We start from the raw sequence: 19,480 nt of genomic DNA, 5'->3' as shown, positions 1-19,480 counted from the left end.
ACGATCTGACACGTGCCAGATCGCGAGCACGGTTGGCGCGGCAGCATGGCTGTCGCACTCCAAACGTCGCGACACGGGCATAACGAGCGGGTAAGGCAACCAATTCAGCGCGAGATGGTACGACCGGAGCTGCGCTCTGCCAATGGGTCAGGAGCAGGGTAGGCTGTTGTTAGTGATTGGTAAGCGTTCATGCGCTTGTGCGACAGGCTGGGAGCACGATAGCACAGCTTTGGTGAAATTTTAAGTTCTACCTCCAATTTTATCTCCCCAACGCTACGTGCCTGCCAACGTTCACATTCGATATCCTCAACTCACGTTATACTACACGCAATGCGAACGATTACGATAGTAGCGTGCCGGTCATTCGGGGCTGGTGGCAAACGCATGGCGTCATCTTCAGGCACCCATACATGTAAGCAGTGAGCGTCAATATATGGCCGATCTCTTTACACCGCTACAGGTTGCCGGTCGGCAGTTGCATAATCGGATTGTGATGGCGCCAGCATTGAGTGGGCTGGCCGGTTCTGATGGTTTTTGCCATAGCGCTCTGGTCAGTTATTACGAGCGACGAGCAAAGGCCGGGGTAGGTCTGATTGTTACTGAACCGATGCTTATTTGTGCGCCATCAACACCGACGAGTCATCTCGGTATCTGGCATGATTGTTTTGTTCCTGCACTCCGGCGGCTTTCAGCCGCAGCCCATGCGTTTGGGAGCCGGATTGTCTTTTTGCTGGAAGTTCCACTTGCCGGCATAGCAACGTCCATGCTCGTTGAGAGCTACGTCCAGGGCGCCTGGCGTGCATTAGCCGCCGGTGCAGATGGTGTATTCATCTCGGTTGCCGATGGTGGATTGTTAGCGACGATCATTGCGTCAAATTGGCAAGCGGATAATGGTAGGCAGATACCGATCACCGAACGTATTCTGCCGTTACTGACAATCATTGAACAGATTCGCCGAAACTATGGTCGTCACATGTGGATTGGGTTGCGTATGCCGGCAGCGGAGCTGGTGGCGGATGGCTTGACCCACCAGGATGCCCGCCTGATTGCCCGGCGGGCTATTGCTGCCGGTGCGCAATTTCTCGATGTGACGATTAATCGTTATTCGCCTGATGTCGCACGCTTTCCGGGCTGGACTCTCCCCCTGGTTGCGAGTATCCATCGTATCGCCAGTGAAGCGGTTGTGATTGGCTCCGGGCAATTGAGTGATCCGTGGCTGGCCGATGCGGCCATTCAGGACGGAAGTGTTGATTTGGTCATGCTGTGTACCGCTCTGCGGCTCTTGCCTGAATGGCCGCAACTGGCACGCCGGGTGCTGGGAATGGTCAGCGTAAAATGACCAGCATGACTCCTGCCGCCACTGCCGATCCGATCACGCCGGCAACGTTTGGACACATTGCCTGCCAGATTAAGAAGTTGTGCCGATCCTCTGCCTGCGCAATGGTATGCGCAACTCGTGCCGACATTGGGACGGCTGACACGCCAGCCGCGCCGATCAGCGGATTGATTTTGTTACGGGTAAAGAGATTGTAACATTTGGCGAACAAGACACCACTTGCTGTCGAGATGGCAAATGCGCAGGCACCAAGGGCAAAGATAGCGATAGATCGTGGGGTGAGAAAGTTGCTGGCCTGCGTACTGGCACCGACGGTCAGACCGAGCATAATGGTCACGCTATCGATCAGGGCGCTGCGTGCTGTTTTGGCCAGTCGTTCGGTGACACCGCTCTCTTTGAGGAGATTACCGAAGAAGAGCATGCCAAGCAGCGGTAATGTATCCGGGACGATGAGCACACAGACGATCAGGCCAATGATCGGGAACAGGATACGCTGCGTTCGGCTGACCTCGGCGGGTGGTGGCATGCGGATCAGACGCTCTTCGCGGGTGGTGAGCAGGCGCATAATCGGTGGTTGAATGACCGGCACCAGGGCCATGTACGAGTAGGCAGAGACGGCAATCGCGCCGAGGAGATCAGGTGCAAGCCGAGAGGCAATGAAAATAGCTGTTGGCCCGTCGGCTCCGCCGATGATCCCAATTGCTGCCGCAGCCCGCAGCAAACGAAGAGGATCGTTAGCGTCGGCCAGATCGAGGAACGGGAGATACTGTCCCAGTAAGACAGCCATTAAGAGCGTGAAGAAGATACCGAGCTGAGCAGCAGCACCGAGCAAGATCAGGCGCGGCTGGGCAATCAGGGCCGAGAAGTCGGTCATTGCGCCGATGCCAAGAAAGATGAGGGGTGGGAAGATGCCGGTGATGACCCCAAAGTAAATGTAGTTCAAGACACTGCCCTGGTCGTAGACACCCTGCCCCATGCCCGATTCAAATGGCATATTGCCGAGAATGATGCCGAATCCAATCGGTACCAGGAGGAGTGGCTCGAAGGTGCGGGCAATCGCCAGGTAGACGAACACACAGCCGACGACGATCATCAACAGATTGCCCCACGCTAGATGGGCAATCCCGCTCGCTTCAAAAAAACCAATCAGCCATTCCATCAGGCAAACTCCAGCAGTGGTTGACCCTGACGCACCGAGTCGCCGACTTTCACATTGATGGCACGGATGGTGCCGGCAATTGGTGAGCTAACGTTAGAATTCATCTTCATTGCTTCGATCACGACCAGTGGATCGTTTTCCTTTACCTGATCGCCGACATTTACCTTGATTTCAGCCACGATGCCGGCAATAGGTGATACCAGCACGCCTGGACCGGTTGGGTTTGGTGAGGTTGGCGTCGGTGCAGAGTCGGTGCGCGTCGACGATTTTGGTGGTGGTACGGTATTCACACTGGTTGGAGCATGTAACACCGGCTCGTCATCGTCGTCGGCTAATACCTCGACTTCAACCTCGTAGGTGATACCGTTGACAGTGATGCGTAATCGTTTCATATGCTCTCCGTCATCCAGCTTCGGCCTTCTTGAACTCAATGTCTGGTAAGCGAATATCTTGCAACGACTGATGCGCGTTTATCGGCGTAACTGGCGATTAGCCATCACGCTGATTCGTCCCAGCCGTGCCCAGTTCACCGATAGTTGTCGGTAGTAGCGCACACGCAAGATGCGTACCGGCCGGTCAAGTGCCGTCACCGCCGCTGCGGTCAGGATGGCAATGAGTTGGGGATCAAGTTGATCGGCAGCGACAGGATTCCTCTCTGGTATGGATGGCGGTGTGATAGTATCTGGCGTGGTTGAGCGGAAGAGACGTTGCGTGGTATTGAGTATGCCTAAGACCAGAGCCACGATCACCAACACGATGAAGACGATGCTTATACCGGTAATCGCAATCTGCAAGCCGGTCAGGAGTGGATTGGCGTTAGGATCGATCATTAGGCTCTCCTTTGCGATTTATAGCGGAACCAGGCCGTGCTTCTTTTGCGGACGTAGCTCGCGTTTGGTGCGCAGCGATGCCAGGGCCAGGCTGAGGTAGCGGCGGGTTTCGCTGGGGGCAATGATGCTATCGATCAGGTTGCGACCAGCACCGACGTAGGGTGAGGCAAACTCAGCCCGGTACTGGCGTACAAATTCGGTGCGCGCCGCAGCCGGGTCATCCGCCTGCTTGATCTGATCGCGGTAGATGATGTTGACCGCGCCCTCTGGCCCCATGACCGCGATTTCGGCACCTGGCCAGGCGGCTATCCGATCCGCGCCCAGGTCTTTGCCGCACATGGCCAGGTAGGCGCCGCCGTAGGCTTTGCGCAGGATGATTGATATTTTCGGTGTGGTTGCGGCGGAGTAGGCGAAGAGCATCTTCGCGCCGTGCCGAATGATGCCGCCGCGTTCCTGGGCAACGCCGGGCAGGAAGCCTGGGACATCGATAAATGTGATGAGTGGAATGTTGAAGGCGTTGCAAAAACGGACAAAACGCGCTATCTTATCCGAAGCGTCAATATCGAGTACTCCTGCCATCACCATCGGCTGATTGGCAACAATCCCAACGGTACTGCCGTCGATACGGGCAAACCCGATCACGGCGTTGTCGGCGAAGCCACGCTGGACTTCGAGAAAGTCCCCATCATCAACGATCCGCTTGATGATGGGAATGACATCGTATGGTTCACGTGGATCAGCGGGGATGATGGTGTCGAGCACCGGATCGCTGAACAGGCGCAATTCACCGTCACCGCGATCAGGTGGGTCTTCGAGGTTGTTCGCCGGTAGGAAACCCAGCAGTTGCTTGCAGATCGCAATTGCTTCCACATCGTTCTCAGCGATGAAATGGGCAACGCCGCTGCGTACTTGAGCTTCAGGGCCACCGAGTTCTTCACCGGTTACATGTTCGCCGGTCACTTGTTTGAGTACTTCCGGGCCGGTGATGAACATCTCGCTGCCCCGCACCATGATGATGAAGTCCATTAAAGCCGGCGAATAGGCGGCACCGCCCGCGCATGGCCCGGCGATAATGGCGATTTGTGGCACTACTCCGGAGAGCAGGACGTTGCGGTAGAAGATGCGACCATAGCCACTGAGGGCATCAATGCCCTCCTGGATGCGAGCACCGCCGCTATCGTTGATGGTGATGAACGGCGAACCGCATTTGAACGCGAGATCCATCGTCTGACAGATCTTATCGGCATGCATTTCGCCGACCGAGCCGCCGGCAACGGTAAAGTCCTGAGCGGCAACAAAGACCTGGCGACCATCAACACTGCCACAACCGGTGATGACGCCTTCAGCCGGCATCTCCTTGTCGGCCATGCCAAAGGCGGTACAGCGGTGACGGGCAAAGAGGAAGAGTTCCTGAAACGTTTCCGGTTCAATCAGCAGGTGGATACGCTCGCGGGCGGTCAGTTTACCGGCTTGATGCTGGCGTGCGATACGGTCTGGGCCACCGCCCTGTTCCAGGCGCTGCCGGTACTGGTGCAAGGCTTCAATGCGAGCGCGTAACGTTAGTAGTGCTTGTCGGGTAGGCTCTTGCTGAGTCATCGCAACCCTCCCTTGTATTCGTTGCTTCACTCGCCTGGCATTGTCTATGTAGGGAGTGAACATCAGTGTCATAGTTGAGCGCTGTAGGGGATGTACAGAAGTCAGTATAGCACTTGTAATTGTTGCAATCGGTAAGATAGGGTCATTCTTTGCTAACCGTGCATTGTCGTTGTATTTACGGAGTGAACAGATGACAACAATTCCCATCCCATCTCGTCAAGCAGGGTTTGTGGTAACAGTGCTGGCAGTTGCGGTACTGTTGGCGAAAGGGACGTGGTTTTCCGCTTCGGCAGTTATTCCGGCATTGACTGCCGAATGGGCTTTGAACGATACGGTTCGCGCGTGGCTCACGATGTCGGTGCAGTTGGGCTTTGCCTTTGGCGCATTTATCTCAGCAGTCCTGGGATTGGCTGATCGCTGGCCGACCCACCGGTTTTTTGGCGGTTCAGCCTTGCTGGCGGCGTTGTGTACGGCGTTGATTGCGTGGTGGGCTAATGGCCCTCTACTGGCGTTACCACTGCGTTTTTTGACGGGCATGGCACTGGCTGGAGTGTATCCGGTTGGGATGAAAATCATGGCGACATGGACACAACGGGGGCGTGGGCTGGCAATCGGGGTGTTGGTCGGAGCACTGACTGTCGGTTCGGCCTCGCCGCACCTGCTGAATGTTATGGGTGGGATTGATGACTGGCGGCGGACGTTGTTGATGGCTGCCGGTCTGGCAGTTGTGGGTGGGCTGATCGTTGCGCTCATGGTACGTGAAGGGCCACTACGCACAACGGCACCGCGTTTCAGTTGGTCGCAGGTGGTGGACGTGGTGCGTGAACGGCCGGTGTTGCTGGCGAATCTGGGGTATCTGGGCCATATGTGGGAGCTGTATGCGGCGTGGACATGGTTGCCGCTTTTCCTGCTGGCCAGCTTCGAGGAGCGTGGTATCGCGGCGTCGTGGGCGGGTCTGGTAGCCTTTGCCGCGATTGCAATAGGTGGGCTGGGGAGTGTGCTGGCAGGTCTGCTTGCCGACCGGATCGGGCGAACGACCATCACGATAGCAGCAATGGCGGTGAGTGGCAGTTGCGCACTCGCGATAGGCTTTACCTTTGGCGGTGAGCCATGGGTGGTTGCTGTGCTGGCGATGGTATGGGGATTAACGATTGTTGCCGACTCGGCCCAATTCTCGGCAGCGGTAAGCGAACTCTCGCCACCAGGCCGCACCGGCACGGCGCTGATGTTGCAGACCAGTCTGGGGTTTCTGCTCACCCTGATCACCATCTGGCTCATCCCACCACTGGTAAATCTGGTTGGCTGGCGGTGGGCCTTTGTCGGGCTGGCAGTTGGCCCGGCCATCGGGATTTGGGCGATGGCGATGCTACGGCGTTCGCCGGCAGCGGCACGGCTGGCGGGTGGTCGTGGATAAGAGCGAAAAGGGCATGCAGCCGATTGGATTCTGTCATACAATGACATAATGCAATCATAACTCTTAGCCAAGCGGGTGGAGTGATACATGTCTGTTGATCTCCTAACCTTATCCATTGTTCTTAATCTCGCCAACCTTCTGCAAAGTGCCGCGCTTACCGGACTGGCACTGGCAAACCGAGACAGGGCTGGGCCAGTCTGGTGGGCGGCCGGTATGGGAGTACTGGCCGCAGGCCTGAGCCTGACCACGTTGCGCGATGTCGTCTTACTACCTCTGGAATTGTACGCAATCAGCAATACGCTGGTGGGGATCGGCATGATCTTGTTCTATTACGGCGTGTGCCGCTTCTTCGGTGATATTGGTGGTCGGCGATGGTTCTGGCTGGCCGGTGGCCTAATCGTTGCCGCCAATCTGATGCTGGCGTTCACCGGTGATGCACCACTGCTCCGTCGCATCCTGTTTTCAGTTTTGGTTGCTCTGCTCTCCTTACTGATTGCCCAGCGGCTACTGCGCGAGTTACAAACCGATACACGGCCGGTCGTGCTGTTTCTGGCGATAGTCTTTCTCGTTAACAGCACCTTTTTCGCATTGCGTGCAGTTGCCTCGGTAACAGAATCAGACTGGTTAACAGTTTCACCGCCATGGCAAACTGCCACCTACCTGGTTGCGATAGCAACGACCACATTATGGACATTCGGTCTGATTTTGCTGATCAACCAGGAGCTGGTCAACAGACAGCGTGAAGCAGTGCAGCAACTTGAGCAGATTTTTGCAGCGCAACCCGATGCCGTGCTCTTGTCGCGGTTGACAGATGGTGTATTCGTGAAGGTCAATCACGGCTTCACGACGATTAGTGGGTACAGCGCGGACGAGGCAATCGGCAAAGATGCGCTCACGCTCAACATCTGGCGTTCACCAGAGGATCGTCAGCGATGGGCTGAGATCATGCGTCGTGAGGGTGCCTGTACCGGCATGGAATTTGATTTTCGTCGTCGTGATGGTACCTTTCGCACCTGCCTCCTTTCATCGCAAGTGGTAATGATCAGAGGTGTACCGCACGCGATTAGCATTGTCCATGACATCAGCGAACGAAAGCAGATAGAAGAGGCATTGCGGCGTAGTGATGCTCGCTACCGTCTGATTGCCGAGAACACAACCGATGTAATCTGGCTGTACGATCCATTCAAATCGCAGTTCACCTTTTTCAGCCCATCGATAGAAAAACTGATCGGCTATTCGGCAGCCGAAGCGCTTGATCTGCCATTGTCAACTTTTCTGAAGACAGATTCGATACAGCATGTCAAGACAGCGCTCGATTACATGCTTCACGAGTGGGAAGGGGAACTGACGAACGCGTCACCCTGGACAGCCGAGATCGATCTGATTCACCGTGATGGGCAGATAGTACAGGCCGAAATTGTCACCTCGTTTGTGCGCGATGAAGAAGGTCAATTGATGGTGCTGGGTGTAGCGCGTGATATTACTGCACGCAAGCAGACCGAGATAGAGTTGCGCCTGGCTCGCCAGCAGGCCGAGGCGGCCAATCGGGCTAAGAGTGCGTTTCTGGCGAATGTCAGTCATGAGTTACGGACTCCGCTGCACGCTGTGCTTGGCTTTGCCCAGTTGATGAGCCGTGATGATAATTTAACGGCGACTCAGCATGAGTATCTGGCAATTATCAATCGGAACAGCGAGCACCTCTTGCATCTGATCAACGAAGTGCTTGATCTGGCGAAGATTGAATCCGGACGCTACACCTATACGCCAAATCCGCTCGATGTGCGGCGATTACTGGCCGATCTTCATGCGTTGTTTAATCCACAAGCAGAAGCGAAACAATTACAACTTATCGTTACCTGTGAAGAGCAAGTTCCGCCGATGATTGTGAGCGACGAGGCCAAGATTCGCCATATTTTGATCAATTTACTGGGAAATGCGATCAAGTTTACTCATGGTGGCAGAGTTTGTCTACGAGCTGATACTGATAAACAACAGATGTATTTTGTTGTAGAAGATACCGGTGTTGGCATTTCGCCCCTTGAGCAACCGTACCTCTTTCGGCCATTCTTTCAAGGAAAACAGACGGTCAATGCGTCTTCAGATACTGGGGTTGGTTTGGGGTTGAGTATCAGTTATGAGTTTGCCCGTTTGATCGGCGGTGATCTCTCGGTGTACAGTGCGGGCGAGGGGCAGGGTGCTCGATTTACGCTCACATTGCCATTGCGTACCCCAATCACCTCATCATTTGCATTGCCGGCAGAGCCGGTCAAGCGCGCAATTCAGGTGCGTGCCGATCAGCCGGTCTACCGCATGCTGGTGGCCGATGATCAACCTGCCCATGCCCTACTACTGATCTCGTTGTTGCGACGACTGGGTTTTGCGGTTCAATCGGCCACTGATGGTGAGCAGACGCTGGCTGTCTGGCGTGAGTGGCAACCACATATGATCTGGCTTGATCTGCGGATGCCGCGGGTGGATGGGTTGACGGTGGCGCGGCAGATTCGCGCGATCTGTGTGACTGAACCAGGATTACTACAACCGGTGATTATTGCACTATCGGCCCATGTGCTGGGTGAAACGGCAGCGAGTGTGCTGGCTGCCGGTTGCGATGAATTTCTGGCGAAGCCGTTTCCTGAGCACGAGGTTGTCCGACTGATCGAACAACATCTGCATGTGCAGTTTGAGTATGGCAGTGCAGCGATGCATGAGATACCGGAAACAGCAATTCACGATCAGGGGTATCACCCGGCGTGGTGTCAGGCGTTGCGTCAGGCTGTCCAGGTCGCACATTTTCAGCGGTTGCAGGAATTAGTGGCAATGATTGAGGCGCAACGTCCTGATGATGCGCGGCAGCTCCGCAACTGGATCGAGGCGTTCGATTACGAGGCAGTGCGACAGTGGCTTGACCGGTTGGTTTCTTCTCAAACGGTAGTTCGTGTTGTATAGTGTATGCAGGTTAAAAATGTCTATACTATTCATCCATGACCAGTAATCGTTCACCTGTCATTCTCGTCGTTGATGACACCCCAATGAATCTGCTGTTGCTCACCCAGCTTCTGAGTGCGCAGTCTTACGATGTGCGCCCGGTTACCCAGGGGACAGTGGCCTTAACGGCTATCCGCACCATTCGCCCTGATCTCGTCTTGCTTGATATTCGGATGCCGGATATGGATGGTTACGAGGTTTGCCAGCAATTGAAAGCGGATGAGGAAACAGCACAGATACCGGTGATCTTCGTTAGCGCACTGGATGACGTTGAAGATAAAGTGCGGGCTTTTGAGTGTGGCGGGGTGGATTATATTGCAAAGCCGTTTCAACCTCTCGAAGTACTGGCACGGGTGCGCACCCACCTGGCGCTGGCCCAGGTGCGCAAAGCTCTCGAAGCTGCCAATCGCGAACTCCAACGAGCATTGGCCCGTGAAGCTGAGTTGGCGCGGATTGACTGGCTTACCGGCGTGTATAATCGGAGCCATTTCTACGAGCTGGCCCGCCACGAGTTTGCGATTGCTACCCGTTATGAACGACCACTGACGATGTGTATGCTCGATGTTGATTACTTTAAGCAGATTAATGACCGCTATGGTCATCTGGTTGGTGATCAGGTTTTACGGGCGGTTGCTCAAACGGTAGCGCACCAGATACGCACTGCCGATAGCATCGGTCGTTTTGGGGGAGAGGAATTTATTCTGTTATTACCGAACACGAATCTCACTTCTGCACTTATGCTGGCTGAGCGATTACGGATGACGATTGCCGATTTACAGGTTCACACCGATAGGGGCATTGTCACAGCAACGATCAGTGTCGGCGTGGCTGAACGCCAGCCAACTGATACCACGATTGAGCGCTTGATTGATCGCGCCGATCAGGCATTGTACGCTGCGAAACGGCAAGGGCGTAACTGCGTGGTCGGGGTGTAAGAGTCTGCTCCCACTCCTCTTTTCCTTCCTCACCGTGTTGCTGAAAACAAGGAGAACGCACATGACGATGCCGGTTATTGAACTCCACGACCTTACGGTCTACTATGGGCGGCGGCGTGGTATTGAAGGGCTTGATCTGGCAGTTGAGGCGGGTGAGGTGTTCGGCTTTCTTGGTCCGAATGGGGCCGGCAAGACGACTACCCTGCGAGTGCTCCTCGATCTCATCAGGCCGGTACGCGGTCGAGCGCTTATCTTTGGTCAGGATTGCCGGCGGCACGGGCCGGCCATTCGCCGGCAGGTGGGGTATCTCCCCGGTGAGCTGAATCTGCCACCCCAGCAGACTGCTCATCAGTATCTGGCGATGCTCGATGCAGTGCGTGGACGGGTCGTTGAGCCGGCCTATCTGAAACAACTGTGTGATCAACTCGAATTAGACCTGGATCGTCCGCTGCGCACCTATTCACGTGGAAATAAGCAGAAAGTGGGGCTAATTGCCGCTTTTATGTTTCGCCCACGCTTGCTGATCCTCGATGAACCAACTGGTGGGCTTGATCCGCTGGCGCAGCAGGCAGTGATTGAGCTGGTACGGGCCGCACGGAGTGAGGGACGCACCGTCTTCTTTTCTTCGCATGTCTTGCCTGAAGTCCAGGCGGTGTGTGACCGGGTAGGAATTATTCGTGAGGGTCGACTGGTGACGGTAGAGCGCATCGACACACTGCTGCAACGGCAACAGGTGCATCGCATACGGCTGCGCTTTGCCCATCAATTGCCATCTACCGTGTTTTCCTTGCCCGGTGTCACGATACTGGCGCACAGCGGCAACGACATCACGATTGAAGTGCGATCAGGACTGGCGGATGTGCTACGGATCGCCGCCGAGCAAGCAGTGATCGAACTGGAGACGATCCCGCTTACGCTGGAAGAGGTCTTTCTGGCCTACTACGGTGGACAAGGAGAAAACCATGCTCAGCCTGTTTTGGCATGAATTGCGTATGCGGCGTATGCTGTTGATCGGCTGGGGCAGTGGCCTGCTGGTCTTTTTCAGTGTCTACCTGGCGTTTTATCCAGCTTTGCCTGCTGAAATGCGTAACCTCGATTTGCAGGCGATTGAACTGTACCGGGCATTTGGTAATCTCAGCATGGCTACCTTTGAGGGGTATATTGGCTCAACCATCTTCCACTTTTTTAGTGTCCTGATCGGAGTGTTAGCCATTGTCACCGGCACCGGTGTGCTGGCAGGTGAAGAAGATGCCGGTACGCTCGAATTGCAAATGGCGCTGCCGCTGGCACGCCGGCAACTGGTGACGGCGAAGGTGTTGGAACTGGCAGCCATTGCCCTGGTTGTGTTAACGATAGCCGGCATCGCCGCCACGCTGGTCTTTCTGGCGATTCGTTCTCAGCTCACCACTAATCTCGATGCCGGCGACCTCTTTCGTGCGGTCATCGCGCACTGGCCATTGGTTTTTCTCTTCCAAATGATCAGTCTGTGGTTGGGCACGGTGACCCCCTCGCGACGGGTGGCGCTGGCGCTGGCAGCGGTTGTGCTGGTGGTGAGTTTTCTTGGCTACAACCTGGTTGGTATGTCGCCTGATCTGGAGTGGTTGCAGCCATTGTCGCCATTTCACTATCGCCCTTCAACACCTGATGCACTAGACGGTGGGCCGGCAGCGAGTGATTTGCTCGTACTGAGCGGTGCAGCGCTGGTATTCTATTTGCTGGCAATCGTGAGCTTTGAACAGCGTGATGTTACGGTTGGAGCCTGGCTTTGGACGAGGCTGGTGAGACGACGGGTGGTATGAGGTTGCCCTGATCGGCAGGATGTCGTCGCTATGCCGGGCTAAAACCTGTTTCAAAAAACATTGAGAAGTTATCTCATCAATGACTGACAGACTCTACGATTGTGACGATCACAAACGGCATCTCCGTGACCAGCCAGTTCAACCGCGTACCACGCGCCGGGCACAAAGTACGGCTGGCGCGGCAGCATGGCTGCCGCACTCCAAACGCTGCGCCACGCGCATGAAAATCGGGTAAGGCACTCAATCCAGCGCGTGATGGCACCGGCAAGGGTCGTCAGCCTTCCTCACTACCATACCGTCAGCCTGGGAGCAGGATATGCTGTTTTAGCGATTGGCAAGTGTTCCTACGCCTGGGCGACCGTCTGGGAGCACGACAGCACAGCTTTTATGAAATAAGTTCTAGAGAGGATCAGGATCGTCGGCTCAATCCTTATCGCTCACCTTGAGAAAGTTGGGTGTGTCGCCATACCCAACAGCAAGGCCGTGTCTATGGTATACTGCATAGCAGAAACGAAGGGATATTTGCGGTATTGCCGCCGATTGAAGTACACATGTCAGATCAACTGCACATCCGTAATTTCAGTATCATTGCCCACGTCGATCACGGCAAAACAACGCTGAGTGATCGCTTACTTGAAGCAACGCGCACGATTAGCGAGCGTGAACAGCGCGAGCAACTGCTTGACTCGCTCGATTTGGAACGCGAAAAAGGGATCACGATCAAGTTAAAGCCGGTACGAATGGAGTATCGCGCAGCCGATGGTCAGCTTTACCAGCTTAACCTGATTGATACTCCTGGTCACGTGGATTTTAGCTACGAAGTCAACCGCTCGCTGGCAGCGTGCGAGGGGGCGTTGCTGGTTGTTGATGCTTCGCAGGGGATTGAAGCGCAGACTCTCGCCAATACCTATCTGGCGCTGGAAAATGATCTGGTGATTATTCCGGTCGTCAACAAGATCGATCTGCCCGGTGCGCATCCCGAAGAGGTGGCGCAGGAGATTGAGACGGTGATTGGGATTCCCGCCGAGGATGCGATCATGGCTTCGGCGAAGGAAGGTATCGGGATTGCCGAGATTCTGGAGGCGATTGTCTGCCGCATTCCACCGCCACGTGGTCAGCGCCAGCAGCCGGCACGGGCGCTCATCTTTGACTCGCACTACGATCCGTACAAAGGTGTTATTGCCTATGTTCGGGTTGTTGATGGTGCCTTCACCAGTCGTGATCGGGTGCGCTTTATGGGCACCGGTGCCCAGGCCGAAACCCTCGAACTCGGCATCTTCCGCCCGGCCATGACTCCGCTGAATGAACTGGTTGCCGGTGAAGTGGGCTATATTGCCACCGGCTTGAAGAGCGTGGCCGATTGTCAGGTGGGCGATACGATTACCCTGGCCGACGCCCCGGCTGCCGAGCCGCTACCCGGTTATCGTCCGGCCAAGCCAATGGTCTTCGCCGGTCTCTATCCCATCGACTCGAATGCCTATCCTGAGTTGCGTGAAGCGCTCGAACGTCTGAAACTGAACGATGCGGCGCTCTCGTTTCAGCCGGAAAGCTCGGCGGCGCTGGGATTTGGGTTCCGCTGCGGGTTTCTCGGCCTTTTGCACATGGAGATTGTGCGTGAACGGCTTGAACGCGAGTATAAGCTCGATCTGCTGATCACCGCACCCTCGGTCGAATACCAGGTTTTGCTTTCTGATGGTGAGATTGTGACCGTCGCCAACCCATCGGAGATGCCCGATCAGTCGCGGGTTGAAGCGATTGAGGAGCCGGTGGTCGAGATTAGTGTGATCGCACCGGTGCGCTATATCGGGACGATTATGGAGCTGGTGACGACCCGACGCGGAACGTTCATCAGTATGGATTATCTTGACCCGACACGGGTGCTCTTGAAATATCGGATGCCCCTGGCCGAGATCGTGATCGATTTCTACGATCAACTGAAGAGCCGCACGCAAGGTTACGCCTCACTCGATTATCATCTGGCCGGCTATCAGGAAGCTGACCTGGTGAAGCTGGATATTCTGGTCAACGGGCAACCGGTTGATGCCCTCTCGCTGATTGTGCATCGCGATTTTGCCTACCAGCGTGGTCGTGATCTGGTGGAACGGCTACGGCAGTTGATCCCGCGCCAGATGTTCGAGGTGCCGATCCAGGCCGCGATTGGCTCGAAGGTGATCGCCCGCGAGACGATCCGTGCCCTGCGCAAGGATGTGCTGGCGAAGTGTTACGGTGGTGACGTTACGCGCAAACGGAAGCTGCTCGAAAAGCAGAAAGAGGGCAAGAAACGTATGAAGATGGTGGGGAGTGTGGAGATTCCCCAGGAAGCCTTCATGGCTATCCTGTCGCTCAATGAAACGGGTAGCGAGCGTGAGCGGTAGGATTATGCGGATAAACGAGGCGAATAGACATTCGCCTCGTATTTTTGCGAAGAGAGCTGCCTGAGCGGTTATCTATCTGGTAAGCATGTGTGCTGTGTAAGGGGAGAAGCCGTCGATGCGTCGTCTGCTATGGTTGTTTGCGCTTCTGGTGCTGGCCGGGTGTCAGAGTGCCGTTCAGGGTCAGCAGTGGGAAACGGTCGATTCACCGGTCGCGTTCCGGCTGGGTGCACAAGTCTTCACCGTTGCCGATGTCAATGCTGAGATCAAGCGGGCGATTGGTGATGGGGTAGCGAATGCACTGGCCAGCGGTCAAACACGTGAGCAGGTTGAACAGATTGTGGTTGAGAATGATCTGCGTCGCCAGATTTTCGAGCAGATGATCCAGAATGAGTTGCTGTTGCAGTATGCACGTCAGCATGGAATCGGAGTTGATCCGGCAGCACTCGATGCTGAAATTGCTGCCCGCCTGCCGACTGAGGCTGATCCGGCTGAGGTGCAGGATTTGCGCAACGTGTTGGCGCGTGAGCAGATCGTCTTTACAGTGATCGCCCGCAACACACGCGCCGATATGGCGCGGGCACGCCATATTCTGGTTGCCGATGAGGCTACGGCGCAGGCAACGCTGGCCGAATTGCAGGCCGGTGCCGATTTTGCGACGCTGGCCGCTGAACGTTCACGAGACTCCGGATCGGCGGCGAATGGCGGTGATTTGGGATGGACACCGCGTGGTGAGTTTGTGCCCCCGTTTGAAGAAGCGATCTTCTCATTGCCACTTTATACGCCTCACATTGTGCAAACCGATTTTGGTTTTCATATTGTTGAGGTATTGGAGCGCGAGAGTCAGCGTCCATTTTCATCCTTCGACGAGCTGCGTATGCGGCGCAACGCCGGCCAGTTTTATCAAGAGACATTTGTGCCCTGGTACGAGGATCTACGCCGGCAAGCTGAACTGAGTGGTGAGTTGCAGATTGCTGCCGGTTTTGATCCCAATACGTTGCCAATACCTTTCCCGGAAACACCATGAACAATGCCTTCTCGACACTACTTGACGTGGCGATAGCACATCGTTTGATCGATCCGGCATCAATGCAGGTTTTTACCATCGATACGGTGTTACAATCGCCACCGTCGCCTGCTGCGCAGAAGGTATCGCCCTGGGTGGAAGAACAGAAATTGGGCAGGTATCAACCGCCGCGCCTGCCCTATCCGCTGGTGTGCCATACCCCGGCATTAATCTGGGGATCGGCTGTGTCCTTTGACGTTGGTCTGTTAGCAGCGGTGCTTGGTGAGCGTTATCCCGATCACCATCCGTTGACGATCATTGCCGTACCGGGTGATACTGTGCATTCCTGCCAGTTGCGTGATCTGCCAACGGTGAGCCTGTCCGATGCGCAAATGGTTGCACTCGTGGTTCCGGCTCTACCGCTGGCTGATGATCGACGTGGTTTTGAGCGTCTGCAATGGGTTGTCAGTCGTTTGCTCGGTCCCGATGGCTGCCCGTGGGATGTGCGTCAGACTCATCAAAGCCTGCGGCAACACCTCATCGCCGAGGTCTACGAAGCGGTTGAGGCGCTGGATACCGGTAATATGACGGAACTCTGTGAAGAGTTGGGGGATGTGCTCTTGCAGGTCTTCGTGCATAGCGAGATGGCCCGGCAGGCGGGTACGTTCACCCTGGAAGATGTCATTCAGACGGTGGCCGATAAGCTGGTATTCCGCCATCCGCACGTCTTTGCTACAACTGAGGTTGATGGTCCTGAACAGGTATTGCGCAACTGGTATCAGCTCAAAGCGCAAGAGCAGGCGGCGAAGGGCAAGGTGCGCAACAGTGCACTCGATGGCGTACCGGTGGCGCTGCCGGCGCTGATGATGGCGCAGGAATTTTCACGTAAAGCCATCCGCGCAGGGTTCACGTGGCAAGATCTCGATCAGGTGTGGGCCAAAGTCACTGAAGAGTTGCATGAATTGCGAATTGCTGCTGATCCGGCGGCGCAACAGGTCGAGTTAGGCGATCTGCTCTTTGCGCTAGCAACGCTGGCGCACTGGTTAAAGCTGGATGCCGAGATAGCTTTGCGCGACGCAGCTATGCGCTACAAACAACGCTTTCAGTTCGTTGAGCAGATGGCTGCGCAAGGCGGGCGTGCATTGCAGGATTGTTCACTGGCTGAAATGATGGTTTGGTGGGCTGAAGCGAAGAAGATGGGCGACGGACGGTGAGATGAAACCCATGCCGTTTGCGCTTAACGATGTTGTGCAGTTACGGAAGCCACACGCCTGTGGTGGTGATACCTGGCGGATCGTGCGGCTGGGTGCCGACATCGGTCTGCGCTGTGAGACGTGTGGTCGGCGCGTGTTGTTGCCACGCTCAGAGGTCGAACGCCGGATCAAGCGGTTTGTTGGGCGGAGCGAAGATGTGCAGGGTGCTGAGTAGGTGACGGATTGTCGCCATGTATGACCTATACTTCTCCAGTGTAGTAATAACGTGCTCGATAGTAGGGCAGGCTAGCTGTTTGCCCCACCAGGGTTACGTACCGGCAGTTCCGTGCTGCAACTTGCATCTGACCATGGTATGGTAGATGCGCAAGCCACGCTTCCGCACTCCAAAGATGCGTCACGGGTAATCCAGTCTGAAAGCGGAAACGTCTATATCTGCAATCTCCGACAACGTGTATACCGGCCTTGAGTGCTGTCCTTGCTTGCCGGTTAACGATAGACGCGGTATGATGGCAATATCGCGTTTAGATCAGGTTTGTACGCCTATATGAGATACTGTTTCAGGCAAGGTTGCTTATATCGTCATGGCAACGCCACTAATCGAGGATTGATCACCTGGCTATACCGGCTGATGTTCGTTGGGCTGCTATGGATACTGCTAGCAACTGGTATTAGAGCTCAATCGGTACAACCGATTTATTTCGTCGAGTACGATGGCGTTCTGAGCAGCTATGCTGCCGGGTATCTTCGTCGTGCGCTGCGTGAGGCTGAAGCGGCGAATGCCCAGGCGCTGATTGTCCAGCTTACTCCTCGTGGTGCTGTAGCACAAGAGGCACGCACGCTCGCCGGAGAGATCGCGGAAGCGAAGGTGCCGGTTGTTGTGTTTATCAGTCCGGCCGGTCACGATGCCGGTGTTGCCGGTACCTGGCTACTGGCAGCGGCGCATGTCGCAGCAATGGCTCCCGATAGCCGGTTTGGGATTGCAGCCCCGTTGTTCGTCCCTGCAATGGGGGTGAGCGAAACGACCCAGGAACTTTTGCTTAACGAGCAGTTACAGCAGTTTGAGGAATGGGGTGCATCCCGTCAACGGGATGTGAGTTGGGCTGATGCCGCCTTACGCAGTGGATTTATCGCAACCGCAGCGCAGGCTATCGAGGGTTCACCACCGATTATCGATATTGTTGCGCGTGATGTAGACGAGCTCCTGCTGCGTCTGGAAGGGCGTGTCATTACCCTCGCCGATGGCTCTCAGGTCATACTGGCAACGCTTGGGGGACGGCCACGGGTCGTCGAAGTGAATCTTATCGAGGCAGTTTTGCTGGTTCTGGCCAACCCGACCGTTGTCTTTATCCTGTTGATTATGGCCGGGCTGGCTGTTTATGCAGAGTTTCTCAGTCCAACTGTCGGTATTCTGGCTGGTTTAGGTGTGATCTTGCTGGCCGGCGCGATTGTGGGCATGATTGCCTTGCCGGTGCAGTGGCTCAGTGTGTTGGGTATTCTTGTCGCCTTTGGTCTGGTAGCGGCGGATCTCTTTGTGCCATCGCATGGTACGTTGACAGTCATTGGGGTGGGCATTATGATCGCCAGCTCATTAACACTCTTCGATCAAGCACAGGCACCTGGGGTTACGGTAGCCTTATGGGCGGTCATTCTAGTGGCAGTATTGATTGCAATCTTTGCGATTAGTGGAGTCTGGCTGGCGTTACGCTCCCGGAATCGTCCGGTTATGACCGGTCAAGAAGGTCTGATCGGTCGGATAGCAGAGGTACGCAAACGGCTTGATCCAGAAGGTATGGTCTTCGTGGAAGGTGCGCTCTGGCGGGCGGTATGTGAAAATGGAACTGCTGAGGAAGGTGAATTTGTGCGCGTCACCGGTATCTACGCTCTACGATTGACAGTGCGGCGGATTGATAGCGGCGAATCTTCACTGCCAGAATTGTGAGTGTGGCGTGCCATGACTCTTATCACAAGATTTCGATAGAAAGGAGCAGGACTATGGGAGGTGCAACGTTCTTTTTACTGGCCTGTCTGGCAGTGCTTGCCTTTATTGCCCTGATGATTCTGTTGTCGGCGATCAAAATTGTGCCTGAATATGAGCGTGGGGTGATCTTCCGGCTTGGTCGGTTGATGGGGCCGCGAGGGCCAGGCATCTTCTTCGTGATTCCGGTGTTCGAGCGGATGGTACGGGTGGATATGCGGGTAATCACCATGGACGTGCCGGTTCAGGAGGTGATTACACTTGACAACGTCACGATTAAGGTGAATGCGGTACTCTATTTTCAGGTGATCAATCCGAACTGGGCGGTAACAAAGGTAATGGACTACATCCGGGCGACGATGCAAATCGCGCAGACGACGCTCCGCAGTGTCGTTGGTCAGGTCGAACTCGATGAATTGCTGGCGCAACGCGAAAAGATTAATCAGAAGTTACAGCAGATTATTGACGAGCAGACCGAGCCGTGGGGAATTAAGGTGACGATTGTAGAAGTGAAGGACGTGGAGCTGCCGCAGAACATGCAGCGGGCGATGGCACGCCAAGCTGAGGCCGAGCGTGAGAAGCGGGCCAAGCTGATCCACGCCGATGGTGAGTTGCAGGCGTCGCGCACACTGGCTGAGGCGGCGCGAGTGCTGGCTAGCGAACCAACGACGTTGCAGCTGCGCTATTTGCAGACGTTGACCGAGATTGCTACCGAGAAGAATAGTACGATTGTCTTCCCGCTGCCGATTGATATGCTCAAGACCTTCCTGGCATCAAACAATGGTGCTACCAGTGATGAGCGGCGGATTGTTCGGAGTGAAGAGGCATAACCGTACAGGGGATAGGGGCGAAGCGTACT

16 protein-coding genes are annotated in these 19,480 nt (G+C 55.5%); 12 read left to right on the top strand and 4 right to left on the bottom strand.

All coding sequences use genetic code 11. From position 1 onward, the window contains the following. Positions 1-433 precede the first annotated feature (433 nt). A complete protein-coding gene (locus VAE55_RS05815; protein ID WP_322814856.1) occupies positions 434-1,339 on the top strand; it encodes an NADH:flavin oxidoreductase in 906 nt (301 codons plus the stop codon). On the opposite strand, the gene VAE55_RS05810 is transcribed toward VAE55_RS05815, so the two are convergent. From VAE55_RS05810 to VAE55_RS05795, 4 genes are all read right to left on the bottom strand, one after another. Then, positions 1,326-2,495 carry a sodium ion-translocating decarboxylase subunit beta gene (locus VAE55_RS05810; protein ID WP_322814855.1) on the bottom strand — a complete coding sequence of 390 codons (1,170 nt, stop codon included), beginning with the start codon at positions 2,493-2,495 and terminating at the stop codon, positions 1,326-1,328. The two genes, VAE55_RS05815 and VAE55_RS05810, sit on opposite strands and share 14 nt — an antisense overlap. Beyond that, positions 2,495-2,887 (bottom strand): biotin/lipoyl-containing protein, encoded by a 393-nt coding sequence (locus VAE55_RS05805; RefSeq protein WP_322814854.1) that lies wholly within the window; start codon positions 2,885-2,887, stop codon positions 2,495-2,497. The genes VAE55_RS05810 and VAE55_RS05805 overlap by 1 nt, the downstream gene beginning before the upstream one ends. Before the next feature lie 78 nt (positions 2,888-2,965). Then, positions 2,966-3,325, bottom strand: a complete 360-nt coding sequence (locus tag VAE55_RS05800) for an OadG family protein (protein WP_322814853.1) — start codon at positions 3,323-3,325, stop codon at positions 2,966-2,968. Positions 3,326-3,343: 18 nt separating this feature from the next. Beyond that, positions 3,344-4,921, bottom strand: a complete 1,578-nt coding sequence (locus VAE55_RS05795; RefSeq protein ID WP_322814852.1) for an acyl-CoA carboxylase subunit beta — start codon at positions 4,919-4,921, stop codon at positions 3,344-3,346. 190 nt (positions 4,922-5,111) lie between these two features. Between VAE55_RS05795 and VAE55_RS05790 the strand changes: the two genes are divergently transcribed. From VAE55_RS05790 to VAE55_RS05740, 11 genes are all read left to right on the top strand, one after another. Next, positions 5,112-6,335, top strand: a complete 1,224-nt coding sequence (locus tag VAE55_RS05790) for an MFS transporter (protein WP_322814851.1) — start codon at positions 5,112-5,114, stop codon at positions 6,333-6,335. 87 nt (positions 6,336-6,422) lie between these two features. Next, positions 6,423-9,281, top strand: a complete 2,859-nt coding sequence (locus VAE55_RS05785) for a PAS domain S-box protein (RefSeq protein ID WP_322814850.1) — start codon at positions 6,423-6,425, stop codon at positions 9,279-9,281. A 35-nt stretch (positions 9,282-9,316) separates the two neighbouring features. Beyond that, entirely contained in the window at positions 9,317-10,255 is a 939-nt protein-coding gene (locus tag VAE55_RS05780) for a diguanylate cyclase (protein ID WP_322814849.1), read from the top strand. Between the two features lie 61 nt (positions 10,256-10,316). Then, positions 10,317-11,240, top strand: a complete 924-nt coding sequence (locus VAE55_RS05775) for an ABC transporter ATP-binding protein (protein WP_322814848.1) — start codon at positions 10,317-10,319, stop codon at positions 11,238-11,240. Beyond that, a complete protein-coding gene (locus tag VAE55_RS05770) occupies positions 11,218-12,054 on the top strand; it encodes an ABC transporter permease (protein ID WP_322814847.1) in 837 nt (278 codons plus the stop codon). The genes VAE55_RS05775 and VAE55_RS05770 overlap by 23 nt, the downstream gene beginning before the upstream one ends. 551 nt (positions 12,055-12,605) lie before the next feature. After that, the gene (gene lepA / locus VAE55_RS05765) at positions 12,606-14,429 is read left to right on the top strand and encodes a translation elongation factor 4 (protein ID WP_322814846.1); all 1,824 of its coding nucleotides are present in this window, start codon (positions 12,606-12,608) and stop codon (positions 14,427-14,429) included. Positions 14,430-14,544: 115 nt separating this feature from the next. Further along, a complete protein-coding gene (locus VAE55_RS05760) occupies positions 14,545-15,453 on the top strand; it encodes a peptidylprolyl isomerase (protein ID WP_322814845.1) in 909 nt (302 codons plus the stop codon). Next, positions 15,450-16,646, top strand: a complete 1,197-nt coding sequence (mazG, locus tag VAE55_RS05755; RefSeq protein ID WP_322814844.1) for a nucleoside triphosphate pyrophosphohydrolase — start codon at positions 15,450-15,452, stop codon at positions 16,644-16,646. The genes VAE55_RS05760 and mazG overlap by 4 nt, the downstream gene beginning before the upstream one ends. A 1-nt stretch (position 16,647) precedes the next feature. Continuing rightward, on the top strand, positions 16,648-16,860 hold the full coding sequence (locus VAE55_RS05750; RefSeq protein ID WP_322814843.1) for a DUF951 domain-containing protein: 213 nt from the start codon (positions 16,648-16,650) through the stop codon (positions 16,858-16,860). 390 nt (positions 16,861-17,250) lie between these two features. Next, positions 17,251-18,585: an NfeD family protein gene (locus VAE55_RS05745; RefSeq protein ID WP_322814842.1), complete on the top strand. Its 1,335-nt coding sequence runs from the start codon at positions 17,251-17,253 to the stop codon at positions 18,583-18,585. 53 nt (positions 18,586-18,638) lie between these two features. Further along, complete coding sequence (locus VAE55_RS05740; RefSeq protein WP_322814841.1) at positions 18,639-19,451, top strand: slipin family protein; 813 nt, start codon at positions 18,639-18,641, stop codon at positions 19,449-19,451. Positions 19,452-19,480: the final 29 nt, after the last annotated feature.

The organism is Chloroflexus sp. (genome assembly GCF_034432675.1).
In the GTDB taxonomy this organism is placed as follows: domain Bacteria; phylum Chloroflexota; class Chloroflexia; order Chloroflexales; family Chloroflexaceae; genus Chloroflexus.
Note: the sequence above shows the minus strand (reverse complement) of the source record. Positions and strands in the feature narration are given on the sequence as shown.

Bases quoted from the DNA above. Each gene is read 5' to 3' on its own strand.
- VAE55_RS05785 (WP_322814850.1), top strand. From the start codon at position 6,423: ATGTCTGTTGATCTCCTAACCTTATCCATTGTTCTTAATCTCGCCAAC.
- VAE55_RS05775 (WP_322814848.1), top strand. From the start codon at position 10,317: ATGACGATGCCGGTTATTGAACTCCACGACCTTACGGTCTACTATGGG.
- VAE55_RS05790 (WP_322814851.1), top strand. From the start codon at position 5,112: ATGACAACAATTCCCATCCCATCTCGTCAAGCAGGGTTTGTGGTAACA.
- VAE55_RS05815 (WP_322814856.1), top strand. From the start codon at position 434: ATGGCCGATCTCTTTACACCGCTACAGGTTGCCGGTCGGCAGTTGCAT.
- VAE55_RS05780 (WP_322814849.1), top strand. From the start codon at position 9,317: ATGACCAGTAATCGTTCACCTGTCATTCTCGTCGTTGATGACACCCCA.
- VAE55_RS05800 (WP_322814853.1), bottom strand. From the start codon at position 3,325: ATGATCGATCCTAACGCCAATCCACTCCTGACCGGCTTGCAGATTGCG.
- VAE55_RS05770 (WP_322814847.1), top strand. From the start codon at position 11,218: ATGCTCAGCCTGTTTTGGCATGAATTGCGTATGCGGCGTATGCTGTTG.
- VAE55_RS05805 (WP_322814854.1), bottom strand. From the start codon at position 2,887: ATGAAACGATTACGCATCACTGTCAACGGTATCACCTACGAGGTTGAA.
- VAE55_RS05750 (WP_322814843.1), top strand. From the start codon at position 16,648: ATGAAACCCATGCCGTTTGCGCTTAACGATGTTGTGCAGTTACGGAAG.
- VAE55_RS05760 (WP_322814845.1), top strand. From the start codon at position 14,545: ATGCGTCGTCTGCTATGGTTGTTTGCGCTTCTGGTGCTGGCCGGGTGT.
- lepA (WP_322814846.1), top strand. From the start codon at position 12,606: ATGTCAGATCAACTGCACATCCGTAATTTCAGTATCATTGCCCACGTC.
- VAE55_RS05795 (WP_322814852.1), bottom strand. From the start codon at position 4,921: ATGACTCAGCAAGAGCCTACCCGACAAGCACTACTAACGTTACGCGCT.
- VAE55_RS05810 (WP_322814855.1), bottom strand. From the start codon at position 2,495: ATGGAATGGCTGATTGGTTTTTTTGAAGCGAGCGGGATTGCCCATCTA.
- mazG (WP_322814844.1), top strand. From the start codon at position 15,450: ATGAACAATGCCTTCTCGACACTACTTGACGTGGCGATAGCACATCGT.
- VAE55_RS05740 (WP_322814841.1), top strand. From the start codon at position 18,639: ATGGGAGGTGCAACGTTCTTTTTACTGGCCTGTCTGGCAGTGCTTGCC.